Origin of the sequence: Pandoraea captiosa, from assembly GCF_902459775.1 — a bacterium.
Taxonomy (GTDB): domain Bacteria; phylum Pseudomonadota; class Gammaproteobacteria; order Burkholderiales; family Burkholderiaceae; genus Pandoraea; species Pandoraea captiosa.
Map to the genome: position 1 here is coordinate 1 of NZ_CABPSQ010000008.1, position 17,614 is coordinate 17,614.

The window sequence follows — 17,614 nt, forward strand, 5'->3', positions numbered from 1 at the left end:
TTGGTGGGGCGTGAGTGACTCGAACACTCGACCTACGGATTAAGAGTCCGCTGCTCTACCAACTGAGCTAACGCCCCAACGAGACCGAGATAATATCGGCTCTTCCGCATGGGGTCAACCCTTAATGGTGAAAATCCGCAAAAAAGGTCTCAGGCGAGCAGGGGAACCAGTTCGAATGCCAGAACCGCGAGCACGGCGCCCACCACGACGAGCAACGAGCGCCAGCACATTCGGATCGCCCCCTTGCAGGGCATGGCGCCGACGACGATCGCACCGAACACCGCGATCGCAAACATGCTGACGAGCTGGGCATTGGAAAGATGGGGCACGATCATGGCCGGTCTCCCTGTCGCAAAAGCGCAGTTCAGAATGCGCCTTCAGTATAGAAAACCGTCCTCGCCAAGCAAAGCGGCGCGGCAACCGGGGTTTCCCCAGTGACCGCGCCGCGCTTTCCGACGTTCCGAAGTGGCGACCCAACCGCTATCGCGCCGCCATGGCGCGGCAAGCAGGCCGCGACTGCGTTTTTACTCCGGCAGATCGAGAATCAGAATGATCGTCCACGCGTCGTCGCCTTCGTGATGATATTGGCGCTCCACCACGACGAACGGCTGCTTCTTGTCGCCCTTGCCGAGGAACATCACGTCACCTTCCTGCGGCAGGCATTCGAGCGGCGGCAACCCCAGCGGGGTGTCTTTCGGAACGAGTCGTTCGGCCTTCTTCGCTGCGCGCTCGGTCCACTCGATATCTAGTTGGATGTCACTCACCGGATGATCCTGTCTATGCAAATTGAAACGGCTGCATGGTAGCACGCAGTCTGCGCCGTCAACGAAGATGGGAACGGAAAATGCCTTTCGTCAAGCGTTTCCTCCGCGCGCCCGGAAGCGCGTCATGCCTGACGGTAAGTGTCGGGCAATTGGCTCTGCGTGAGTGCGGCAAAGTAGCGGGTCGGCGGCAGGCCAAGTGCTTTCTTGAACATGGTGATGAATGCCGTGACCGATTCGTAGCCAAGGTTTTCCGACACCCGCTGCACGGGGACGCCGCTTGCCAGTTCTCTCACGGCAATGAGCAGGTGAAGTTGCTGTCGCCAACGTCCGAACGAAAGCCCCGTTTCCTTGACGATCAGTCGCGTCAGGGTGCGTTCGCTCAACGCCAGACGATGGGCCCATTGTGCGATGGTGCTGCGATCTCCGGGGTTGGCCGACAAGGCATCGGCGATCGTCCGAATTTTCGGATGATCGCTAATGGGCAGATGGAGTCGCTCCATGGGCTGCAACATCAATTCGTCCAGCAAGACGCGCGCGAGCCGGTCGGTATGTCCGCCGCTTTCGTAATCGAGCGGCGCGTTGGCCAGATGCAGGATCATCTCCCGGACCATCGGACTGATGGAAAGCGTGCAGCATTGGTGTGGCAACGCCACGATGCCCGGCTCAACGAACAGGTAGCACAGACGCGCATTGGCCGTGGCCCGGTTGCTGTGCGGCATGCCACCCGGAATCCACACGCCGCATTGCGGCGGAACGATCCAGAGGGCGCCAGCGACCGAACAGGTCACCGCGCCATGCAGCGCCAGAATCAATTGCCCTTTGCGGTGACGATGCACCGGAATTTCGGCGTCGTAGTCCTCGATCTGAAAGCCTCGCGCGACGGCGGGGCGATCGGTTGCGTCCGGATCGAGGTCAAAACCGGGCAGGAGTACGCCAGTCATTCGAAGTTTGGCCCGAGACCGATCTGAAGTTGGCCGGATTTAGCGATAAGTTGGCATTGTAGCGAAATTCAATGCGCCGGGCGATCGGTACAGTGATCGCATGCCAATCGCTGATACCCCAAACCTCGCGGCCACCCAAGGCGGTTCACATCGACGTCCGCGGTGGCGCCTGCCCCGGAAGTGGCGCGCATTCGTACCTGACGCAAGGTCGGCCCTTGATCCCCTCAGACTCGGGCTCAAGCCTGCGCCCGCACTCAGACCCGCACTCAGATCCATACTCAAGCCCGATCTGGAGGCGGCGCTGTTCTCGCTCAAATGCTTCGCCGCCGCGATGCTCGGCCTGTATGTGTCGCTGCGAATCGGTCTGACCCGCCCCTTCTGGGTGTTGGGAACGGTCTATCTTGTTTCGCAGCCCCTTTCCGGCGCGACGGTGAGCCGCGGCCTGTTCCGTTTCCTGGGCACGGTCGGCGGCGCAGTGGCCACCGTGTTGCTGGTACCGACGTTCGCCAACGAGCCTTGGGTGCTAAGCGCTGCGCTTGCGGCGTGGATGGGCTTTTGCCTGTACCTCGGTGTGCTCGACCGGACGCCGCGCGCATACGCCTTCCTGCTGGCGGGATACACCACCAGCCTGATCGGCTTTCCGGGCGTTGCGGCGCCCGGCGAGATCTTCACGGTGGCGAGTACACGGGTACAGGAGATTTCGATTGGCATTCTGGCCGCGACGCTGGTTCACAGTCTGGTCTTGCCGCGCAGCGTGTCGCAGCGGGTACGGGCGCGCGTCGCCGCGATACTGGCAGATACGCAGCGATGGACGCGCGACCTGCTGGCGGGCGAGCGCAATGCCGTGTTGGCGCGCGATCGCGCGCGCGCCGCGATGGACCTGGTGGAACTGCATTCCCTGTCCATTCATTTACCCTTCGACACCGCGCGCGGCGTTGCCCAAGTCCAGATCTTGCGAGCGTTGCACGACCGTCTGCTGACGGTGCTGACGCTGTCGAGCGCCGTCGACGATGCGATGGCCGAGTTGCACGCATCGGCCGATGGTGTGCCGACGAACCCGCCCAATGTGCCGGTCGATGCAAGCGAGACAGACGACTGGCGCGGTCTGCTGATCGAAGGCCTTGCCGCCGACCTCGTCGAGCTCGAGAGCGCGCATCAAGATTGCCGCCTGCTGGAACAGCAGTTGGCGTCGACTGACCCACAGTGGATGCGCCATGTGCCAACGCGGCTGGCCACGCGCACGAACGGCCATGTTCTGCATCGCGACCACTGGCTGGCGGCGCGCAGCGCCATCGGCGCGACGATCGGCATCTTGCTCGGTTGTGGATTCTGGATTGTCTCGGGGTGGCCCGACGGTGCGACCGCCATGTCCATTGTCGGCACCGCCTGCCTGCTGTTCGGCACTGTCGAGGCGCCCGTCGGCAATGTCAGGCGCTACCTGATCGGCTCGGGCATCGGCGTCGTCATCGGCCTGATCTATGGTTTCGTGATTTTCCCGCGCACGGCCGACTTCATCGGCCTGGTAGCGGCGCTGGCGCCCACACTGCTGGTCGCAGGCTCGTTCCTTGCGAGGCCGCCTTTCACCATGGCGGCATTGGGCGTGATCCTGACCTTTCCGATCATCGCGGGCCTCGGCGCGACAAATGCGGCGAATTTTTCCGTTGCCATCAACGGCAGCGTGGCGCTGTTCGTCGGGACCGGCATGGCGATGGTCAGCATGATGCTGTTCCAGACCCTCGACCCGAACCGCAGCCGCGCCAGATTGTGCCGGGCGATGCAGCGCGATGTCGTGCGTCGGGTGACGGGCCGAGACACCGATACCACGGATACCACCGATACCACCAACACCGCGCGATGGACGAGTCGGATGCTGGATCGCATCGGGCTGCTTGCGCCGAAGCTGGCCGGACACGATCAGGCGGCGCGCATCCTGAAATCCGCCTTCTGCGACCTGCGCGTGGGCAACGTCGCCAGCGAGCTTCGCAAACTCGAACCAACGCTGACCGATCAGGACGCGCGCAATGGTCTGGTCGAACTGCTCGATGCGCTGCGCGCGTATTTGCTCACCCATACCGTGGCCGATGTTCCCCCTTGCCATGCATCCTTGCTTGAACGCCTTGATCGCTTACGCGCCACCGCAGTGGCAAGCCGCGACCCCGAACGCCGGCGAATGCTCGTTTTGCTCGCCCGTCTCCATCGTGATCTGGTGTCCCGTATGAATGGTTCTGGAGCTTGAAGCGATGTCTGGCGAAATTTCCATCGACGGTGTTTTCGTGCCTTCGTTGCTGGCGATATCCGTGCTCGCGCTGGTGTTGAGCGTGCTGGCGTCCCGATGCCTGGCGAGTTTCGGGCTGCATCGCTGGTTCGCGTGGCGCCCGGTCGTCGGCATCTCCATTTTTGTGATTCTGTTCGGGCTGTTGATCCAGCTCGCGCACCTGTTCGAGAACTGAAATGAAGCCCCTGTTCCAAAGCGTTGGCCGCTGGGCGGCGACGCTCCTTTTGTTCGCCATGGCTGTTTTCGTCGCACTGTCGATCTGGCATCGCTATGAAAAAAAGCCATGGACGCGCGATGGCCACGTGCGCGCCGACGTTGTGCGGATATCTCCCGATCTGGGCGGCCTGGTCACGCAGGTGCTGGTGCGTGACAACGAGCGGGTGAAAGCCGGACAGCTTTTGCTGGTTCTGGATCGCCCACGCCTCACCGCAGCACTGGAGAAGGCGGACGCCGCCGTACAAAGCGCACAGGCGATGCTCGGCCTCGCGCGACGCGAACTGAAGCGCGACATCGCCCTCGGCGATCTGGTCGCCGCCGAAGTGCGCGAACAGGATGCAGCCAAAGTCGACACGGCGCTCGCAACGCTGGCGCAGGCAAAAGCGGAGCATCGTGTCGCGTTGCTTAACGTGCAGCGCACCGAAGTCCGGGCGACGACGGACGGCATCGTGACGAATCTGGACCTGCATCCGGGCGATTTCCTCTCGCCGGGAACGCAGGCGATGGCGTTGGTGGATACCGATACGCTGCGCGTTGAAGGATATTTCGAGGAAACCAAGCTCAACTGCATCAGGGAAGGGGATGCCGCGACCATCCGCCTGATGGGGGAAGGCAAGGAATTGCGGGGCCATGTGGAGAGCATCGCGGCGGGCATTGCCGACGACCAGCGCTCGAACAGTCATAACCTGCTGCCGACGGTGCAGCCCACGTTTTCGTGGGTGCGGCTCGCGCAACGCATTCCGGTGCGCATCCGCATAGATAGCGCGCACCCGCAAACGCGCCTGATCGCCGGTCGCACGGCCACCATCACGCTCGTTCCCCATGCCCATGCCGATGCTGCGGGAGCCTGCGAATGAGCAAGACGGCCGGATCCTCCCGTGTGCTTGCGCTCGTTCTGTCGTTCGTTCTGTCGCTTGTGCTGACGCTCGCCGGTTGTGTTGCCGGACCGGACTACCGCGTGCCGCAACACGCCGTTGCCCTGTCGCCACAAGCCGCGCGTGCCTTCATGACTGGCGATGACATCGCATATGTCGACGCGCCCCTGCCAGACCAGTGGTGGACGTTGTATGACGACGCGCAATTGAACGCCTACGTCGCCGAGGCGCTGCGAGCGAACACCGATTTGCGCGTGGCCGACGCCCACCTTCGGCAAGCCTCGGCTGCCGTGCGTGAAGCGCAGGAAGCACGCACGCTTCAGACGGAGGCGCAGGCATCGGCATCCTTTGCCCACGTGGGCGGGTACACGCTACCGATGTCCAGCACGCCGCAAACTTACGCGCTCGGCATCAACCTGTCCTATCCGCTGGATCTGGCCGGTGGCATCCGCCGAGGCATCGAAGCGGCCAGCGCGAACGCCGACGCCGTCGCCGCGGCACGCGATCAGGTGCGCGTGGCCGTCGCGGCAGCCGTCACTCGCGCCTATGTCGGCGTGTGCTCGGCGAACCGGACATTGGCGGCAACCCGCCACGTACTCCATGTGCAGCGCCAGACACTCGATGCCACGCGAAAATTGAGTGCAGGCGGCAAGGGCACGGCATTCGACGTCAGCAGGTCCAGCGCTGCCGCCAACGACAGCGAGGCCGCCATCCCCCATCTGCTCGCGCAGCGTCAGGCGGCCTTGTTTGCGTTGGCGGCGTTGATGGGCAAGCTGCCCGCCGATTATCCGAAGTCGTTGGAAAACTGCACGCAGCCACCGAGCCTGAAGCAGCCCATTCCCGTCGGTGATGGCTGGCAACTGATCCGGCGGCGACCGGACATTCGCGAAGCCGAGCGACGTCTGTCGGCTGCCACTGCCATGATCGGCGTAGCCACGGCGCAGCTGTATCCGCAAGTCAGCATCGGCGCCTCGGCGGGCTTTGCCGATTCGCTCACGAATCTCTTTTCTGCGGATAGCTTCGGTGCGACGCTCGGACCGCTGCTGTCATGGCACTGGCCCAACCGCATGGCTGCGAAGGCTCGGATAGCGGCCGCCGGCGCGGGGGCAGATGCGGCTTTCGCGGCATTCGACGGTGCGGTCGTGCAGGCACTGAAGCAGACCGAGACGGCGCTGGGCGCCTATTCGCGGGAAATCGAGCGTGAGCGCAGCCTTGCCAAAGCTCGTGACGATGCGGCTCGTGCCAGCGAACAAGCCAACTATCTGTTTCATTTCGGGAAGATCGGCTTCATCGACGTGCTGTCCGCCGAAGCGGCGTTGGCGAATGCGGAATCGTCGCTGGCCGCGTCGCGCACGCAATTGCTCGACCGGCAGATCGACTTGTTTCTTGTGCTTGGCGGCGGATGGTCTGGCGTCTGAAATGAAAAAAGCCCGCTCCATAGGGCTGGGAGCGGGCGAAAGTCCCATGCGAGAACCGGGATTGCCGGGTGACGCATGACGACAGGAGACGCGCCTGTGGGAAAGTCGTCGACGCCTGCCGGGCCGCAGGGGAAGTGAGGCGGCGGCAGGAATGACGGCTGGCCCGAGACTTCATGGGTGGGCAGGGGCGCGTGTCTGTCAGCGGGACATAGGGAACTCAGGGGACATCGGGGGCATGCGGAACCTTCAGGACATGGCGGACGAAGCGAAAAGCGCGTTGCGCAGGAGGTGACGCAACGCAGGCCGAGATGCCGTTCGGCCTGCGCGCGTCACGTCATGCTGCCGGAGGCAGGCAGCACGACGAGGGCCAAGTCTTTGCCGTGGCAAGGCGAGCGTGTCCGGCAGTTCAGGGATTCGAATATTTCATCTGGCCCTGCTGGCGAGCGCGCACGAGTTCGTCGTAGACCTGAGCGCGCGTTTTTCCCGGCTCGTTGGCGCTGTTCAGCGGCTTGAGCGCCGGGTAGTCGTAATCGTTTTGCGGGATAAGGCCCTGAGCCCGCGCTTCGATCAGTTCCTGGCGGACCTGCTCACGCGAGAGCTGAGTCGTCTGAGGCACCCAGGCGTACGGCGAGCCATCGGGATAGGCGTCGCTCGAAAGACGGGACTGTGCAGATTGGGCGAATGCGGCGCCTGCGGCGGTGACCATCATGGCCGAGATCAATGCTGAGGCAATCAACTTGCGATTCATGGCGATAACTCCTGTTCTTCTGTGCTGCGGGGCGCGTGATGCGCAACCGGTGAAGCCAGTCTATGCCCCGGGCTATCACAGAAAAACGGCAATAAAGCCAATAAATAATTACGGGAATCGCAACAATGCGCTGTGTGATGGCATCCGAATCGAGCGCCAATCCCATGTGCGCCGTCGGTGCATCGATCGGATAAAAAAACGCCACCCGTGGGTGGCGTCGTTCACGTTTGCGGGTACGTCGTGTCGACGTCAGCGCGTGGCGATGGCCACCGCAGCACCCGCCATGACGGTGCCGGTTGCGCGATTGAGTCGCTTCACTGCGCGTGCCGAGCTGAGCAGGCGCCGGGCGCGTGCGGCCAGCGCGATGTAGCTTCCGAAGACGATGGCAAGCACGGTCAACGTTACACCCACGACCTCCACGTAACCGAGCGCCGTGACGCGCTCCAGATCGAGCAGGTTAGGCAGCAACGCGAAATAGAACACGACGACCTTCGGGTTGCCCATGGTGACGGACAGACCGCCCAGAAAGAGGCGCCACGATTTCTCGCGGGGCGCGGCAGCCAACGGCTCCGTCGGCGGGATCGCCGGCGCGTTCCACATCTTCCATGCGAGGTAGAGGAGATAGGCTGCGCCCGCGTACTTGATCGCGAGGAACACGCCCGAGAACGTATGGGCGAGCGCCGCGACACCGAGCACGGCAAGCGTCAGCCATACGACGTCACCGATAGCGACGCCCGCACTGAAGGCGACGGCGCCTTGCGTGCCACGTCCGAGCACGCGCGCCACAATCGCCGCGATGCCCGGGCCCGGCGTGCCGGCCCCGACGAACAGGGCAAGGGCAAAGGTCAACAAATGCGTCCATTCCATCTCGCGTCTCCTCGCGTTGATGATAATCAGGCCTGTCGGAAAAGCCTCATGCGCCCAGCCACGGCAGTCCACGGAAACACCAGCCGCTCACATGCTTGCGGTGCCCGGCGCTGTCCTTGTCGCCTTCGAAGCCTTCGAGAATATCGAACGACTGCGTATAGCCTGCTTCGTAAGCGACCTTTGCGGCGGCTTTCGAGCGGGCTGCACTCCGGCACAGAAACAGCAACGGCGTTGTCTTGTCCGGCGTTTGAGATGCCAATTGTTCGAGAAACTGCTCATTGGGCACGCCGCCCGGGTAGCGCACCCATTCCACATTGGCGTACTGACCGTCCGGGACCTGGGGACGACCGACCCAATCGAGCTCCGCACGCGTGCGTACGTCGATCAGACGAACATTGGCGTCTGCCTTGAGCAATGCCAGCGCTTCTTCGGGCGTCACGGCACCGGCATACGTAAGTTGCCCCGCGACGCGACGTTGCGTGGCTTGTTCGAGGATGGCTTTGGCGCTTGTCATATTGCTGTGATCTCGCTAGTCGATGGTTGTCCTTCATTCTAGCGTGGGCCAAACGCAAGATGCGTGTTTCGTGGTGCGGCAAGGGATTGGGAGTCGTCCGGATATTCCGCGCTTTGCGCGCGGCCGGAGACAATCGGCGCATTATGTCGGTGCAGCGCGGCGCACAAGTTCGGGTCACGTCACTGAGTAGAATGCACTCAAAAGGTGCATAATCCGTCAGTGCACCAATTTGGCGATGTTTTGGCGCAATTCGCACCGAAATGGAGAATTGATGCCCACCAGCGGGAATTCGGTACTGAAAGCACCAGAATCGATTATTTCCTTAGAAATCAGTGGGCGAGGGTGAGATGTGGCGGGGAGTTGCGTCGTTGGCACACTTCCTGCTTAACAACGACGAATCCGAACACGGAGTTCGTTAAGAGGGTGCGGCGACGCGGGCGATGAGCGCCGGCAGCGCCAGATTGAATCTTTCGGGAGATAGCATGAGCAAATCTGTGGCAGATGTGATGAACCTGGTTAAGGAAGAAGACGTCAAGTTCGTCGACTTCCGCTTTACGGACACGCGCGGCAAAGAGCAGCACGTCTCGGTGCCCGTGTCGCACTTCGACGCTGACAAGTTCGAGAGCGGTCACGCTTTCGACGGTTCGTCGATTGCTGGCTGGAAGGGCATCGAAGCCTCGGACATGCTGCTGGTGCCGGACGCCAACACCGCTTACATCGATCCGTTCTACGAAGAAAGCACGCTGGTGCTGACCTGCGACGTGATCGAACCGGCCGACGGCAAGGGTTACGACCGCGATCCGCGCTCTATCGCCAAGCGCGCTGAAGCCTACCTGAAGAGCACGGGCCTGGGCGACACCGCCTTCTTCGGTCCGGAACCGGAATTCTTCATTTTCGACTCGGTCCAGTGGAATACGGACATGTCGGGCACGTTCGTGAAGATCAATTCGGAAGAAGCGCCGTGGTCGTCGTCGAAGGACTTCGAAGGCGGCAACACCGGTCACCGTCCGGGTACGAAGGGCGGTTACTTCCCGGTCGCTCCGGTCGACACGTTCCAGGACATGCGCTCGGAGATGTGCCTGTTGCTCGAACAACTGGGCGTGCCGGTCGAAGTGCACCACCACGAAGTCGCCGGTCAGGGCCAGAACGAAATCGGCACGAAGTTCTCGACGCTGGTCGAGCGCGCCGACTGGACGCAGATCCTGAAGTACGTCGTGCATAACGTCGCCCACAGCTACGGCAAGACGGCTACGTTCATGCCGAAGCCGATCGTTGGCGACAACGGCTCGGGCATGCACATCCACCAGTCGATCTGGAAGGATGGTCAGAACCTGTTCGCCGGCAATGGCTACGGCGGTCTGTCGGAATTCGCGCTGTACTACATCGGCGGCATCATCAAGCACGCCCGCGCCCTGAACGCGATCGTGAACCCGTCGACGAACTCGTACAAGCGTCTCGTGCCGCACTTCGAAGCCCCGGTGAAGCTGGCCTACTCGGCGCGCAACCGTTCGGCGTCGATCCGTATTCCGTACGTTGCCAACCCGAAGGGCCGCCGCATCGAAGCGCGCTTCCCGGACCCGATGGCCAACCCGTACCTGGCTTTCTCGGCCATGCTGATGGCAGGTCTGGACGGCGTGCAGAACAAGATTCACCCGGGCGAAGCCGCCGACAAGAACCTGTACGACCTGCCGCCGGAAGAGGATGCAAAGATCCCGACCGTGTGTGCAAGCCTCGAACAGGCGCTGGAGTACCTGAACGAAGACCGCGAGTTCCTGACCCGTGGCGGTGTCTTCACGGACGGCATGCTCGATTCGTACATCGCACTCAAGACGGAAGAAGCTCGCCGCGTGGCCATGACCACGCACCCGCTCGAGTTCGAAATGTACTACTCGCTGTAATCGAACGCTGCGCAGGGAATGCGCCGGCATGACGGAACGCCAGCGGCCGACCGTCATGCACGACCAGCACGGGGGATGGCCGCGGCCGTCCCCCTTTTTTATCCGTCGCACCAAATGGTCATGCATTCCCCTCACGCTTCCCGTTTCCCCGCATGGCAGTGCGAAGCTGTCACGAACTTATCGCCTCGAACCTAGATGAAAAGTGTCCGCGCTGGTGAGAAAGGGCAGACGAAGCGAGCCGCGCACGCTGCCGCCGAGAATCCCGCTGCCACCGATTTGACGTCCGACGCTGCCGCGCCACTGACGGGTGCTCATGTGTCCGTATTGCATGCGAGCGTCGACCCGTGGGAGGAAAAGCTGGCCGCGACCGGCATCCTGCCGGGACTCGAAGCGTTGCCGACCGTGTTGCTGGTGCTGGAAAAGCACTCGTTGCGCGTCGTTTTCGCCAATCCGGCCGCAGAAGCACTGCTGGCGCTGTCGCGCCGGTCGTTGTCGCAGATGACGTGGAACGACGTGTTCACGAACGGCGAAGTACTCGCGTCGACGATGGCGGAACTCATCGCCAACCACTTTCAGACAACGCGCCTCGATCTGGTGCTTGAGCGCACCGCGCAGGAGCCGTTGCATACGCACGCCATTGTGGCTGCACCGGAAGCGGCCCCCGATTTCGTCATCGTCGAGCTGATCGAGAACGAACAGAAGCTCAAGAACGAACGCGAAGAGCGGATCATCGATCAGGCGTTGATGAACAAGCAGCTCATTCGCAACCTTGCGCATGAAATCAAGAATCCGCTCGGCGGCATTCGCGGCGCGGCACAGTTGCTGGAGTTCGAACTCGACCAGCGTGAGCTGCGTGAATACACGCAGGTCATCATCAAGGAGTCCGACAGACTCCAGACGCTGGTCGACCGCCTGCTGGAGCCGCATCGGCATCCCTATATCGCCACCGACGTGAACATCCACGAGGTGTGCGAGCGCGTGCGTTCGGTGGTGCTCGCCGAGTTCCCTCAGGGGCTGTCGATCGAGCGGGATTACGACGTGAGTCTGCCCGACTTTCGCGGCGACAAGGAGCAACTCATTCAGGCGCTACTCAACATCGTGCGCAACGGCGCGGAAGCGCTACGCGAGCAAATCGCGCGTGGCGACGCTCGCATCGTGTTGCGCACGCGCGTCGCGCGAAAGATCACGATTGCCAAGCGATTGCACAAGCTGGCATTGGAATTGCATGTGATCGACAACGGGCCCGGCATTCCTGCCGACATTCGTGATCGCATCTTCTACCCGCTCGTCTCCGGACGCGAAGGAGGCAGCGGTCTGGGACTTACGCTGGCGCAGTCGTTCGTACAGCGTCACGACGGTCTGATCGAATGTGAAAGCCGGCCCGGACGGACGGATTTTCGGATCCTGCTGCCCCTGGGCTGATGCGGCCCTCACGCCGTCGGCCGTACACCTGCGGCCGGGCATAGACGTTACACGGTGAACAATGAAGCCGATCTGGATAGTAGACGACGACCAATCGATTCGATGGGTGCTGGAAAAAGCACTCTCACGAGCCAACCTGCCGGTGCGCAGTTTCACCGGTCCGCGCGAAGCCAGCGCGGCGCTCGAACACGACTCGCCGCAGGTGCTTGTCTCGGACATCCGCATGGCGGGCGGCTCCGGGCTCGAACTGCTGCAAATGGTCAAGCAACGGCATCCCGGACTGCCGGTCATCATCATGACGGCGTTCTCGGATCTCGATAGCGCGGTGGCCGCCTTTCAGGGTGGGGCGTTCGAGTACCTTGCCAAACCATTCGATGTGGATCGCGCGGTCGAGCTGATCCTGCGTGCCGTCGAAGAGAGTCTGCGCGAAGCGACGGACGACGAGCGCATCACGGAAGAGCCTGAAATTCTCGGTCAGGCGAGCGCGATGCAGGACGTGTTTCGCGCCATCGGCCGGTTGTCCCATTCGAGCGCCACCGTGCTCATCACCGGCGAGTCCGGCTCGGGCAAGGAACTGGTGGCGCGTGCACTGCATCGGCACTCGCCGCGCGCCTCCGGTCCGTTCATTGCGCTCAATACGGCGGCCATTCCGAAGGATCTGTTGGAGTCCGAGCTCTTCGGCCACGAGCGCGGGGCGTTTACCGGGGCGCAGGCAACGCGTCGCGGACGCTTCGAGCAAGCCGAGAGCGGTACGTTGTTTCTCGACGAAATCGGCGACATGCCGCTCGATCTGCAGACGCGTTTGCTGCGCGTGCTCTCTGACGGCAATTACTACCGCGTAGGCGGTCACAGCCCGATCAAGGCGAACGTACGCGTGATCGCGGCCACGCACCAGAATCTCGAAGATCGCGTGCGTCAGGGGCTGTTCCGCGAAGACCTGTATCACCGTCTGAATGTGATCCGGCTGCGATTGCCGTCGCTGCGCGAGCGTAGCGAAGACATTCCGCTGCTCGTGCGTCACTTCCTGCAAAAGAGTGCGCGCGAGCTGGGCGTCGAGACCAAACGCATCAGTGAAGCGGCGCTTGTGCACCTGACGCGTTTCCCGTTCCCGGGCAACGTGCGTCAGTTGGAAAACCTGAGCAACTGGCTCACCGTCATGGCGCCGGCGCAAACGGTCGAAATCAAGGATCTGCCGCCCGAGTTCCAAACGACGGCGCCGGTCTCCGCGGTATCGGCGCCGCAACCTGCCTACGCCAGTGCGACGTCTGCCGGCGCAGCAATGTCGCCGTCGTCCGGCGCGAGCCCGGGCTATGGGAGCGTGGGCGGTGCGCCGTCGGCTGCGGTTGCGGGGGGTAATCACGGTAACGGCGCGAGCGGTGGCGTCGGTGGTGCGCCCGGCGAGATGTCCGCTGCCTCCGGCATGGCAGGTGGCGAGAGCTGGGAGCCGATCCTGCGTCGCGAGGTCGCGCGACTGCTGCGCTCTGCCTCACCTGACGTGATGGACCAGCTCACGCGACGCTTCGAAACCGCGCTGATCAATGAGGCGCTGGACTTCACGCGAGGGCGAAAGGTCGAAGCGGCAAGCCGTCTCGGCATCGGTCGCAATACGATCACGCGCAAGATTCAGGAGCTCGGGCTGGAATCCTGAGGCTGGAATCCCGGCGAGAAACGGGGTAGGCTCCTTTGTTTCCTCACAACGCAACAAGGGAGCCGTAAACATGGCAAGACGCATCCTGTTGACGGGCGCTACCGGACAGGTCGGCTGGGAGTTGGCACGTTGTCTGCAAGGCATGGGCGACGTGTACGCCCCCGGGCGAAACGAAATGGACCTGCTCGATACCGACAGCGTCGCAAGGACCTTGCGCGACTTTGCGCCCGATCTGATCATCAATCCGGCCGCGTACACGGCTGTCGACCGCGCCGAGACGGACGAGGCGGCGGCGTATCAGGTCAACGCCGTGGTGCCCGGCATCATGGCCGAAGAGGCGAAGCGTCTCGGCGCCCTTGTCGTTCATTACTCCACCGACTACGTATTCGACGGCACCTCAACGGCGCCGTACCGAGAGGACGAACCCACCAATCCGCAAAACGCCTACGGTCGCACCAAGCTGGCCGGCGAGGCGGCCATTGCCGCAAGCGGCGCGAACCATCTGGTGTTGCGTACCAGCTGGGTGTACGGCACGCGCGGCGCCAACTTCCTGCTGACCGTGCAGCGACTGGCGCGCGAGCGTGACGAGTTGCGCATCGTCGCCGATCAGCACGGTGCGCCCACGTGGTGCAGGACGATTGCAGAACTGACCTCGCAGGTGCTGGTGCAGGGGCTGACGCCCACCGGCCTCGATGGCGACTTCTGGCGCGAGCGCGGTGGCCTTTATCACCTGACGGCGGCCGGGCAGACGACGTGGCACGGTTTCACCGAAGCGATTCTCGACCTGAGCGCACCCGAAAAGCGTCCGGCGGTTGTGGCGATTCCGACTTCGGCTTACCCGCTGCCTGCCAAACGTCCCGCATATTCGGTGCTGGATAACGACAAGCTGGCGCGGTGCTTCGGCGTTCGCGCGCCGGACTGGCGTGACGCCCTCAAACTCTGTCTCGCCTGAGGCGAGGACCGTCCTCCCCGAACTGCCCGGCTAAATCGGAAATTAAATCGGAAATTCCTTAGCGCGCAATTCGGGGTTCTTTCGGCAACATGATGGCTTTTTGTGCATGCGCCCAGCGCATGCCGAGGAGCGATACATCATGCCGTTTCGACGCACGATCAGCTTCGATGGACAAGCCCCGCCGGGGGCAGGGGCGCTGGTGCCGGCGGTGAATGTTCGCGCCAACGCGGGCCTCGGCATGTCCGGCTCACACCCGGCGCCGCACAATGCGACACCGTCCGACGCGCTGCGTCACGCCATCATGCGAGCCGATGCGCACGAGCGACGCGACATCCTGCTTCAGATGTCATGGCTGACCTATGCGCTAACGCAAAAAACCGATGCGGGCGATGTCGGCGATCGTCGCACCCGGGTCGTTCGTGCAGGCGGGCGGGCCGACGCAGCATGGGGTCATCTACCTTTTGATCGGCGGGCGCTCAAACGCATCTGGGAGACGAGATTTTCCCACCTGTTGCATGACACGCGGGCAGACGCTCTATCGCGCGACATGGTGGCGTGGTGCTCGACAGGCCGCGATCCGGTGTCTCGCGCGGGCCAATGGCGCTCGTTTTCCGCACTCGACGAAGCATGGCCCGATGTCACGTCGTTTGCGCATTTACCGATGCGTGAATGGCCCGCCCGGGCGCTGGGCGTTGCATTGACCTTGTCTGATCTGCGTGACGCGGACCTTCCCGATTTGTCGCTGTCCGACGCTGATCTGCGTGGCCTTCGCGCGGCGGGCGCAACATTTTGCGGCGGGCAGTTCAACGGCGCAGTGTGGTGCGACGCAAGGCTGCAACGCGTGGGATTCGCGTACACGAATCACGTCACGGCCAACTTCGAAGGCGCCGACCTGCGTGATGCCTGCTTTCGCTCGGCCGATCTCAGTTCGGCCCGCATGGTGAACGCCGATCTTCGCGGTGCGACGTTTTCGCACACCGTCATGACAAGTGCCGATCTGAGTGACGCCCGATGTCAGGGCATCGAATTCGCGAAGGTGCGCGCTGATGGCGCGACGTTTCATCGGGCTCACTTGCATGGCACGCAAATCACGAGCAGTAGCGCCTGTGGTATCGCGCTGGTTTGCGCACGGGCGAAGCGCTCGCGATGGATGGCGGTCGCGATGCGCAACGGGCGCGCGACAGGCGCCGACCTGCGGGGCGCCGAATTTCGCCAATGCGATCTGGCGGGCTGGGACGCGCGCGGCGCCAAGCTCAATGGCGCCCACTTCGAGTCGTGCGACATGCGGGGTGTGCGATTTTCCGGGGCGAGTCTGAAGCGTATCGTCGTCGGGCCCGACTGCGATCTAGCCGGTTCACAATGGCACGACGCTCGCCTGCGACTCGACGGCGCGTGGCTGCGTCGGCGCTCTCCCATCGAACTCGATGCCGTCGTGCGGTCCTGGATGACGTTTCCCGTCGATCAGCCGTCGCTGCGGGCGAGCGTCTTTCTCCAGTTGCTGACGGCGCTCTCCACCACGTCGTGTTGGATGACGAACCGGCAAGAGACGGCGCCGTCGTTGCACCGATTGCCTGAGCACGTGATGCGTAGCGAATGGCTGGGTCGCCTGCTGATGGCGTCGCCCGAGCGGGGTGGGGTCGGCGCGCACGAAGCGTTTGCGACGTTGCGGGAGCAATGGGTGGCACACCGCTTGTCGGCATTGGTGGACGAGCGGCTTGGGTACGCCGAGGCGCAATGGGTGTCGGCGGCGCTGATGGGCGCGTTGCACAGACGCTGCGCATCGTCGCCGCCGAGAACCGTGTGGCCATATGCGGGCGCGATGTGTCAGACCCTTTATTGGGTCGGGCAGGGGGGGGCGAGCGGGATGGCGATGGAGTCGGCACGCGTGGAGGCGTTGCGCGCGGCGTGGTTCGGCGCCCTGCCGCCGCAGGTTCATGTCGCGCTTTCCGGCGACGGTGTCAGCGCGCTCGACCCCGCGTTCCTTGTGCTCATCCGGGGTGATGGCAGCCTCGCGGCGCGTTTGCCGACGGCCTTGTTCGCCGGAGCGCTCGGGACTTCAGTGTCCGGGCAGCCGAAGGACGGGGATTCCGCATTTGCGGACGATCCGCTGCCCGGGTGGCGGTGGGTCGGCGCGCGCGTGGTGGCCCGCGACGCCATGTCGCCACACGATTTCGTGCCGGGCACGATGCGGCAATTGCAGACATTGCTGCGGGAGTTCGGTTGCCTTTCGGGCATCTGGCCGGTCGAGCGTTCGCTAGACGCGTTCGTTCGCCTCGTGGGCCGCTGGGCGGGCGAAGACGCACAGGCGCGAGCGAGGGCGGCGTGCAGCGCAACCTGGCGTGCGCCGGAAGACGCCGCTCTCGCCCGGTCGCGCGCATCGACGCTTGCACCGCTAAGTCTTGCGGATAGATCGGAGGTGCTGACCGGCGCTTCGGCCTCGCCGGATCTGGTGAAATTGCGAACGACGGCGCATGCCGATATCGAGGAGATTTTTCGCGAGCATCCAGTCATGTCGTCGCAATCCGATGCGCCGCTGAGTCTTTCGATGTCGCGTCGCGCCCGGTGGGTGTCGCTCGTGGCCGGATTTTCGTGGCTGTCCACGCAGCCGGAGTGGTATTGGGCCCCTGCGGCGACGAGCCACGAGGATGCTGCACCGGCGCATGCACGCCTCGCCTGTCGCCGATACGCGCTTGCCCTCCTGAATGAGACGATGACCGGCGACGCGCTCTGGCGACGACTGCCGCAGGCCCTGGCATTGCGTGCTTGCCTGTCGGATGACAGGCGCTCGTCTCGTGACCTTGCGCAATCGCTGGCCGACTGGCTGACGTGTTCCGACATTCGTGAGGTGCCGGGTCTGGCGGTGGCATGCCGCGACACGCTTCCGTGGTTCTGGGCAGTGCGCTTTCCGCTTCCCGCCGACACAACGCGCGAAGCGGTGCTGGCGTGTGCAGTCGTTCACGGCGCCGACATGACCAATGCGCGCGACGGCGTGACGCGCCGCGAAGGGTCCGATGCCGGACAGAATGAGTGACCGAATGAATGACCGAATGCGGGACTGAACGGGCGACTGAACGAG

14 protein-coding genes, 1 tRNA gene and 1 pseudogene are annotated in these 17,614 nt (G+C 63.4%); 9 read left to right on the plus strand and 7 right to left on the minus strand.

The features are described 5' to 3' along the window. Position 1: 1 nt before the first annotated feature. The 4 genes from PCA31118_RS18615 to PCA31118_RS18630 all read right to left on the minus strand — a co-directional run bounded on the left by PCA31118_RS18615 (position 2) and on the right by PCA31118_RS18630 (position 1,705). Positions 2 to 77: transfer RNA gene (locus PCA31118_RS18615), tRNA-Lys, on the minus strand. Positions 78 to 149: 72 nt separating this feature from the next. Beyond that, positions 150 to 335 carry a hypothetical protein gene (locus PCA31118_RS18620; RefSeq protein WP_044455447.1) on the minus strand — a complete coding sequence of 62 codons (186 nt, stop codon included), beginning with the start codon at positions 333 to 335 and terminating at the stop codon, positions 150 to 152. A gap of 189 nt (positions 336 to 524) precedes the next feature. After that, complete coding sequence (locus PCA31118_RS18625; RefSeq protein WP_044455448.1) at positions 525 to 764, minus strand: hypothetical protein; 240 nt, start codon at positions 762 to 764, stop codon at positions 525 to 527. 122 nt (positions 765 to 886) lie between these two features. After that, positions 887 to 1,705 (minus strand): AraC family transcriptional regulator, encoded by an 819-nt coding sequence (locus tag PCA31118_RS18630; protein WP_150626593.1) that lies wholly within the window; start codon positions 1,703 to 1,705, stop codon positions 887 to 889. Between the two features lie 100 nt (positions 1,706 to 1,805). Between PCA31118_RS18630 and PCA31118_RS18635 the strand changes: the two genes are divergently transcribed. The 4 genes from PCA31118_RS18635 to PCA31118_RS18650 are packed head-to-tail and all read left to right on the plus strand — an operon-like array spanning position 1,806 to position 6,489. Then, the gene (locus tag PCA31118_RS18635) at positions 1,806 to 3,941 is read left to right on the plus strand and encodes an FUSC family protein (protein WP_150626594.1); all 2,136 of its coding nucleotides are present in this window, start codon (positions 1,806 to 1,808) and stop codon (positions 3,939 to 3,941) included. Positions 3,942 to 3,945: 4 nt separating this feature from the next. Continuing rightward, the gene (locus tag PCA31118_RS18640; RefSeq protein ID WP_150626595.1) at positions 3,946 to 4,155 is read left to right on the plus strand and encodes a DUF1656 domain-containing protein; all 210 of its coding nucleotides are present in this window, start codon (positions 3,946 to 3,948) and stop codon (positions 4,153 to 4,155) included. Between the two features lies 1 nt (position 4,156). Continuing rightward, positions 4,157 to 5,053 carry an efflux RND transporter periplasmic adaptor subunit gene (locus tag PCA31118_RS18645; RefSeq protein WP_150626596.1) on the plus strand — a complete coding sequence of 299 codons (897 nt, stop codon included), beginning with the start codon at positions 4,157 to 4,159 and terminating at the stop codon, positions 5,051 to 5,053. Then, positions 5,050 to 6,489 (plus strand): efflux transporter outer membrane subunit, encoded by a 1,440-nt coding sequence (locus tag PCA31118_RS18650; RefSeq protein WP_150626597.1) that lies wholly within the window; start codon positions 5,050 to 5,052, stop codon positions 6,487 to 6,489. The genes PCA31118_RS18645 and PCA31118_RS18650 overlap by 4 nt, the downstream gene beginning before the upstream one ends. A gap of 406 nt (positions 6,490 to 6,895) precedes the next feature. On the opposite strand, the gene PCA31118_RS18655 is transcribed toward PCA31118_RS18650, so the two are convergent. From PCA31118_RS18655 to PCA31118_RS18665, 3 genes are all read right to left on the minus strand, one after another. Continuing rightward, a complete protein-coding gene (locus PCA31118_RS18655) occupies positions 6,896 to 7,237 on the minus strand; it encodes a DUF4148 domain-containing protein (protein WP_150626762.1) in 342 nt (113 codons plus the stop codon). A gap of 249 nt (positions 7,238 to 7,486) precedes the next feature. Continuing rightward, a complete protein-coding gene (locus PCA31118_RS18660) occupies positions 7,487 to 8,104 on the minus strand; it encodes a LysE family translocator (protein WP_044455456.1) in 618 nt (205 codons plus the stop codon). 46 nt (positions 8,105 to 8,150) lie between these two features. Further along, positions 8,151 to 8,618 carry a rhodanese-like domain-containing protein gene (locus tag PCA31118_RS18665; protein WP_150626598.1) on the minus strand — a complete coding sequence of 156 codons (468 nt, stop codon included), beginning with the start codon at positions 8,616 to 8,618 and terminating at the stop codon, positions 8,151 to 8,153. Between the two features lie 482 nt (positions 8,619 to 9,100). Between PCA31118_RS18665 and glnA the strand changes: the two genes are divergently transcribed. The 5 genes and pseudogenes from glnA (at position 9,101) to PCA31118_RS18690 (ending at position 17,569) form a co-directional block, all read left to right on the plus strand. Next, on the plus strand, positions 9,101 to 10,516 hold the full coding sequence (gene glnA / locus PCA31118_RS18670; protein WP_150626599.1) for a type I glutamate--ammonia ligase: 1,416 nt from the start codon (positions 9,101 to 9,103) through the stop codon (positions 10,514 to 10,516). A gap of 369 nt (positions 10,517 to 10,885) precedes the next feature. Continuing rightward, positions 10,886 to 11,938, plus strand: a pseudogene (glnL, locus tag PCA31118_RS18675) (nitrogen regulation protein NR(II)); the annotation flags it as partial. 61 nt (positions 11,939 to 11,999) lie between these two features. Continuing rightward, entirely contained in the window at positions 12,000 to 13,586 is a 1,587-nt protein-coding gene (gene ntrC / locus PCA31118_RS18680; RefSeq protein WP_150626600.1) for a nitrogen regulation protein NR(I), read from the plus strand. A 70-nt stretch (positions 13,587 to 13,656) separates the two neighbouring features. Continuing rightward, a complete protein-coding gene (gene rfbD / locus PCA31118_RS18685) occupies positions 13,657 to 14,538 on the plus strand; it encodes a dTDP-4-dehydrorhamnose reductase (RefSeq protein WP_150626601.1) in 882 nt (293 codons plus the stop codon). Between the two features lie 139 nt (positions 14,539 to 14,677). Next, the gene (locus tag PCA31118_RS18690) at positions 14,678 to 17,569 is read left to right on the plus strand and encodes a pentapeptide repeat-containing protein (protein WP_174990527.1); all 2,892 of its coding nucleotides are present in this window, start codon (positions 14,678 to 14,680) and stop codon (positions 17,567 to 17,569) included. Positions 17,570 to 17,614 lie beyond the last annotated feature (45 nt).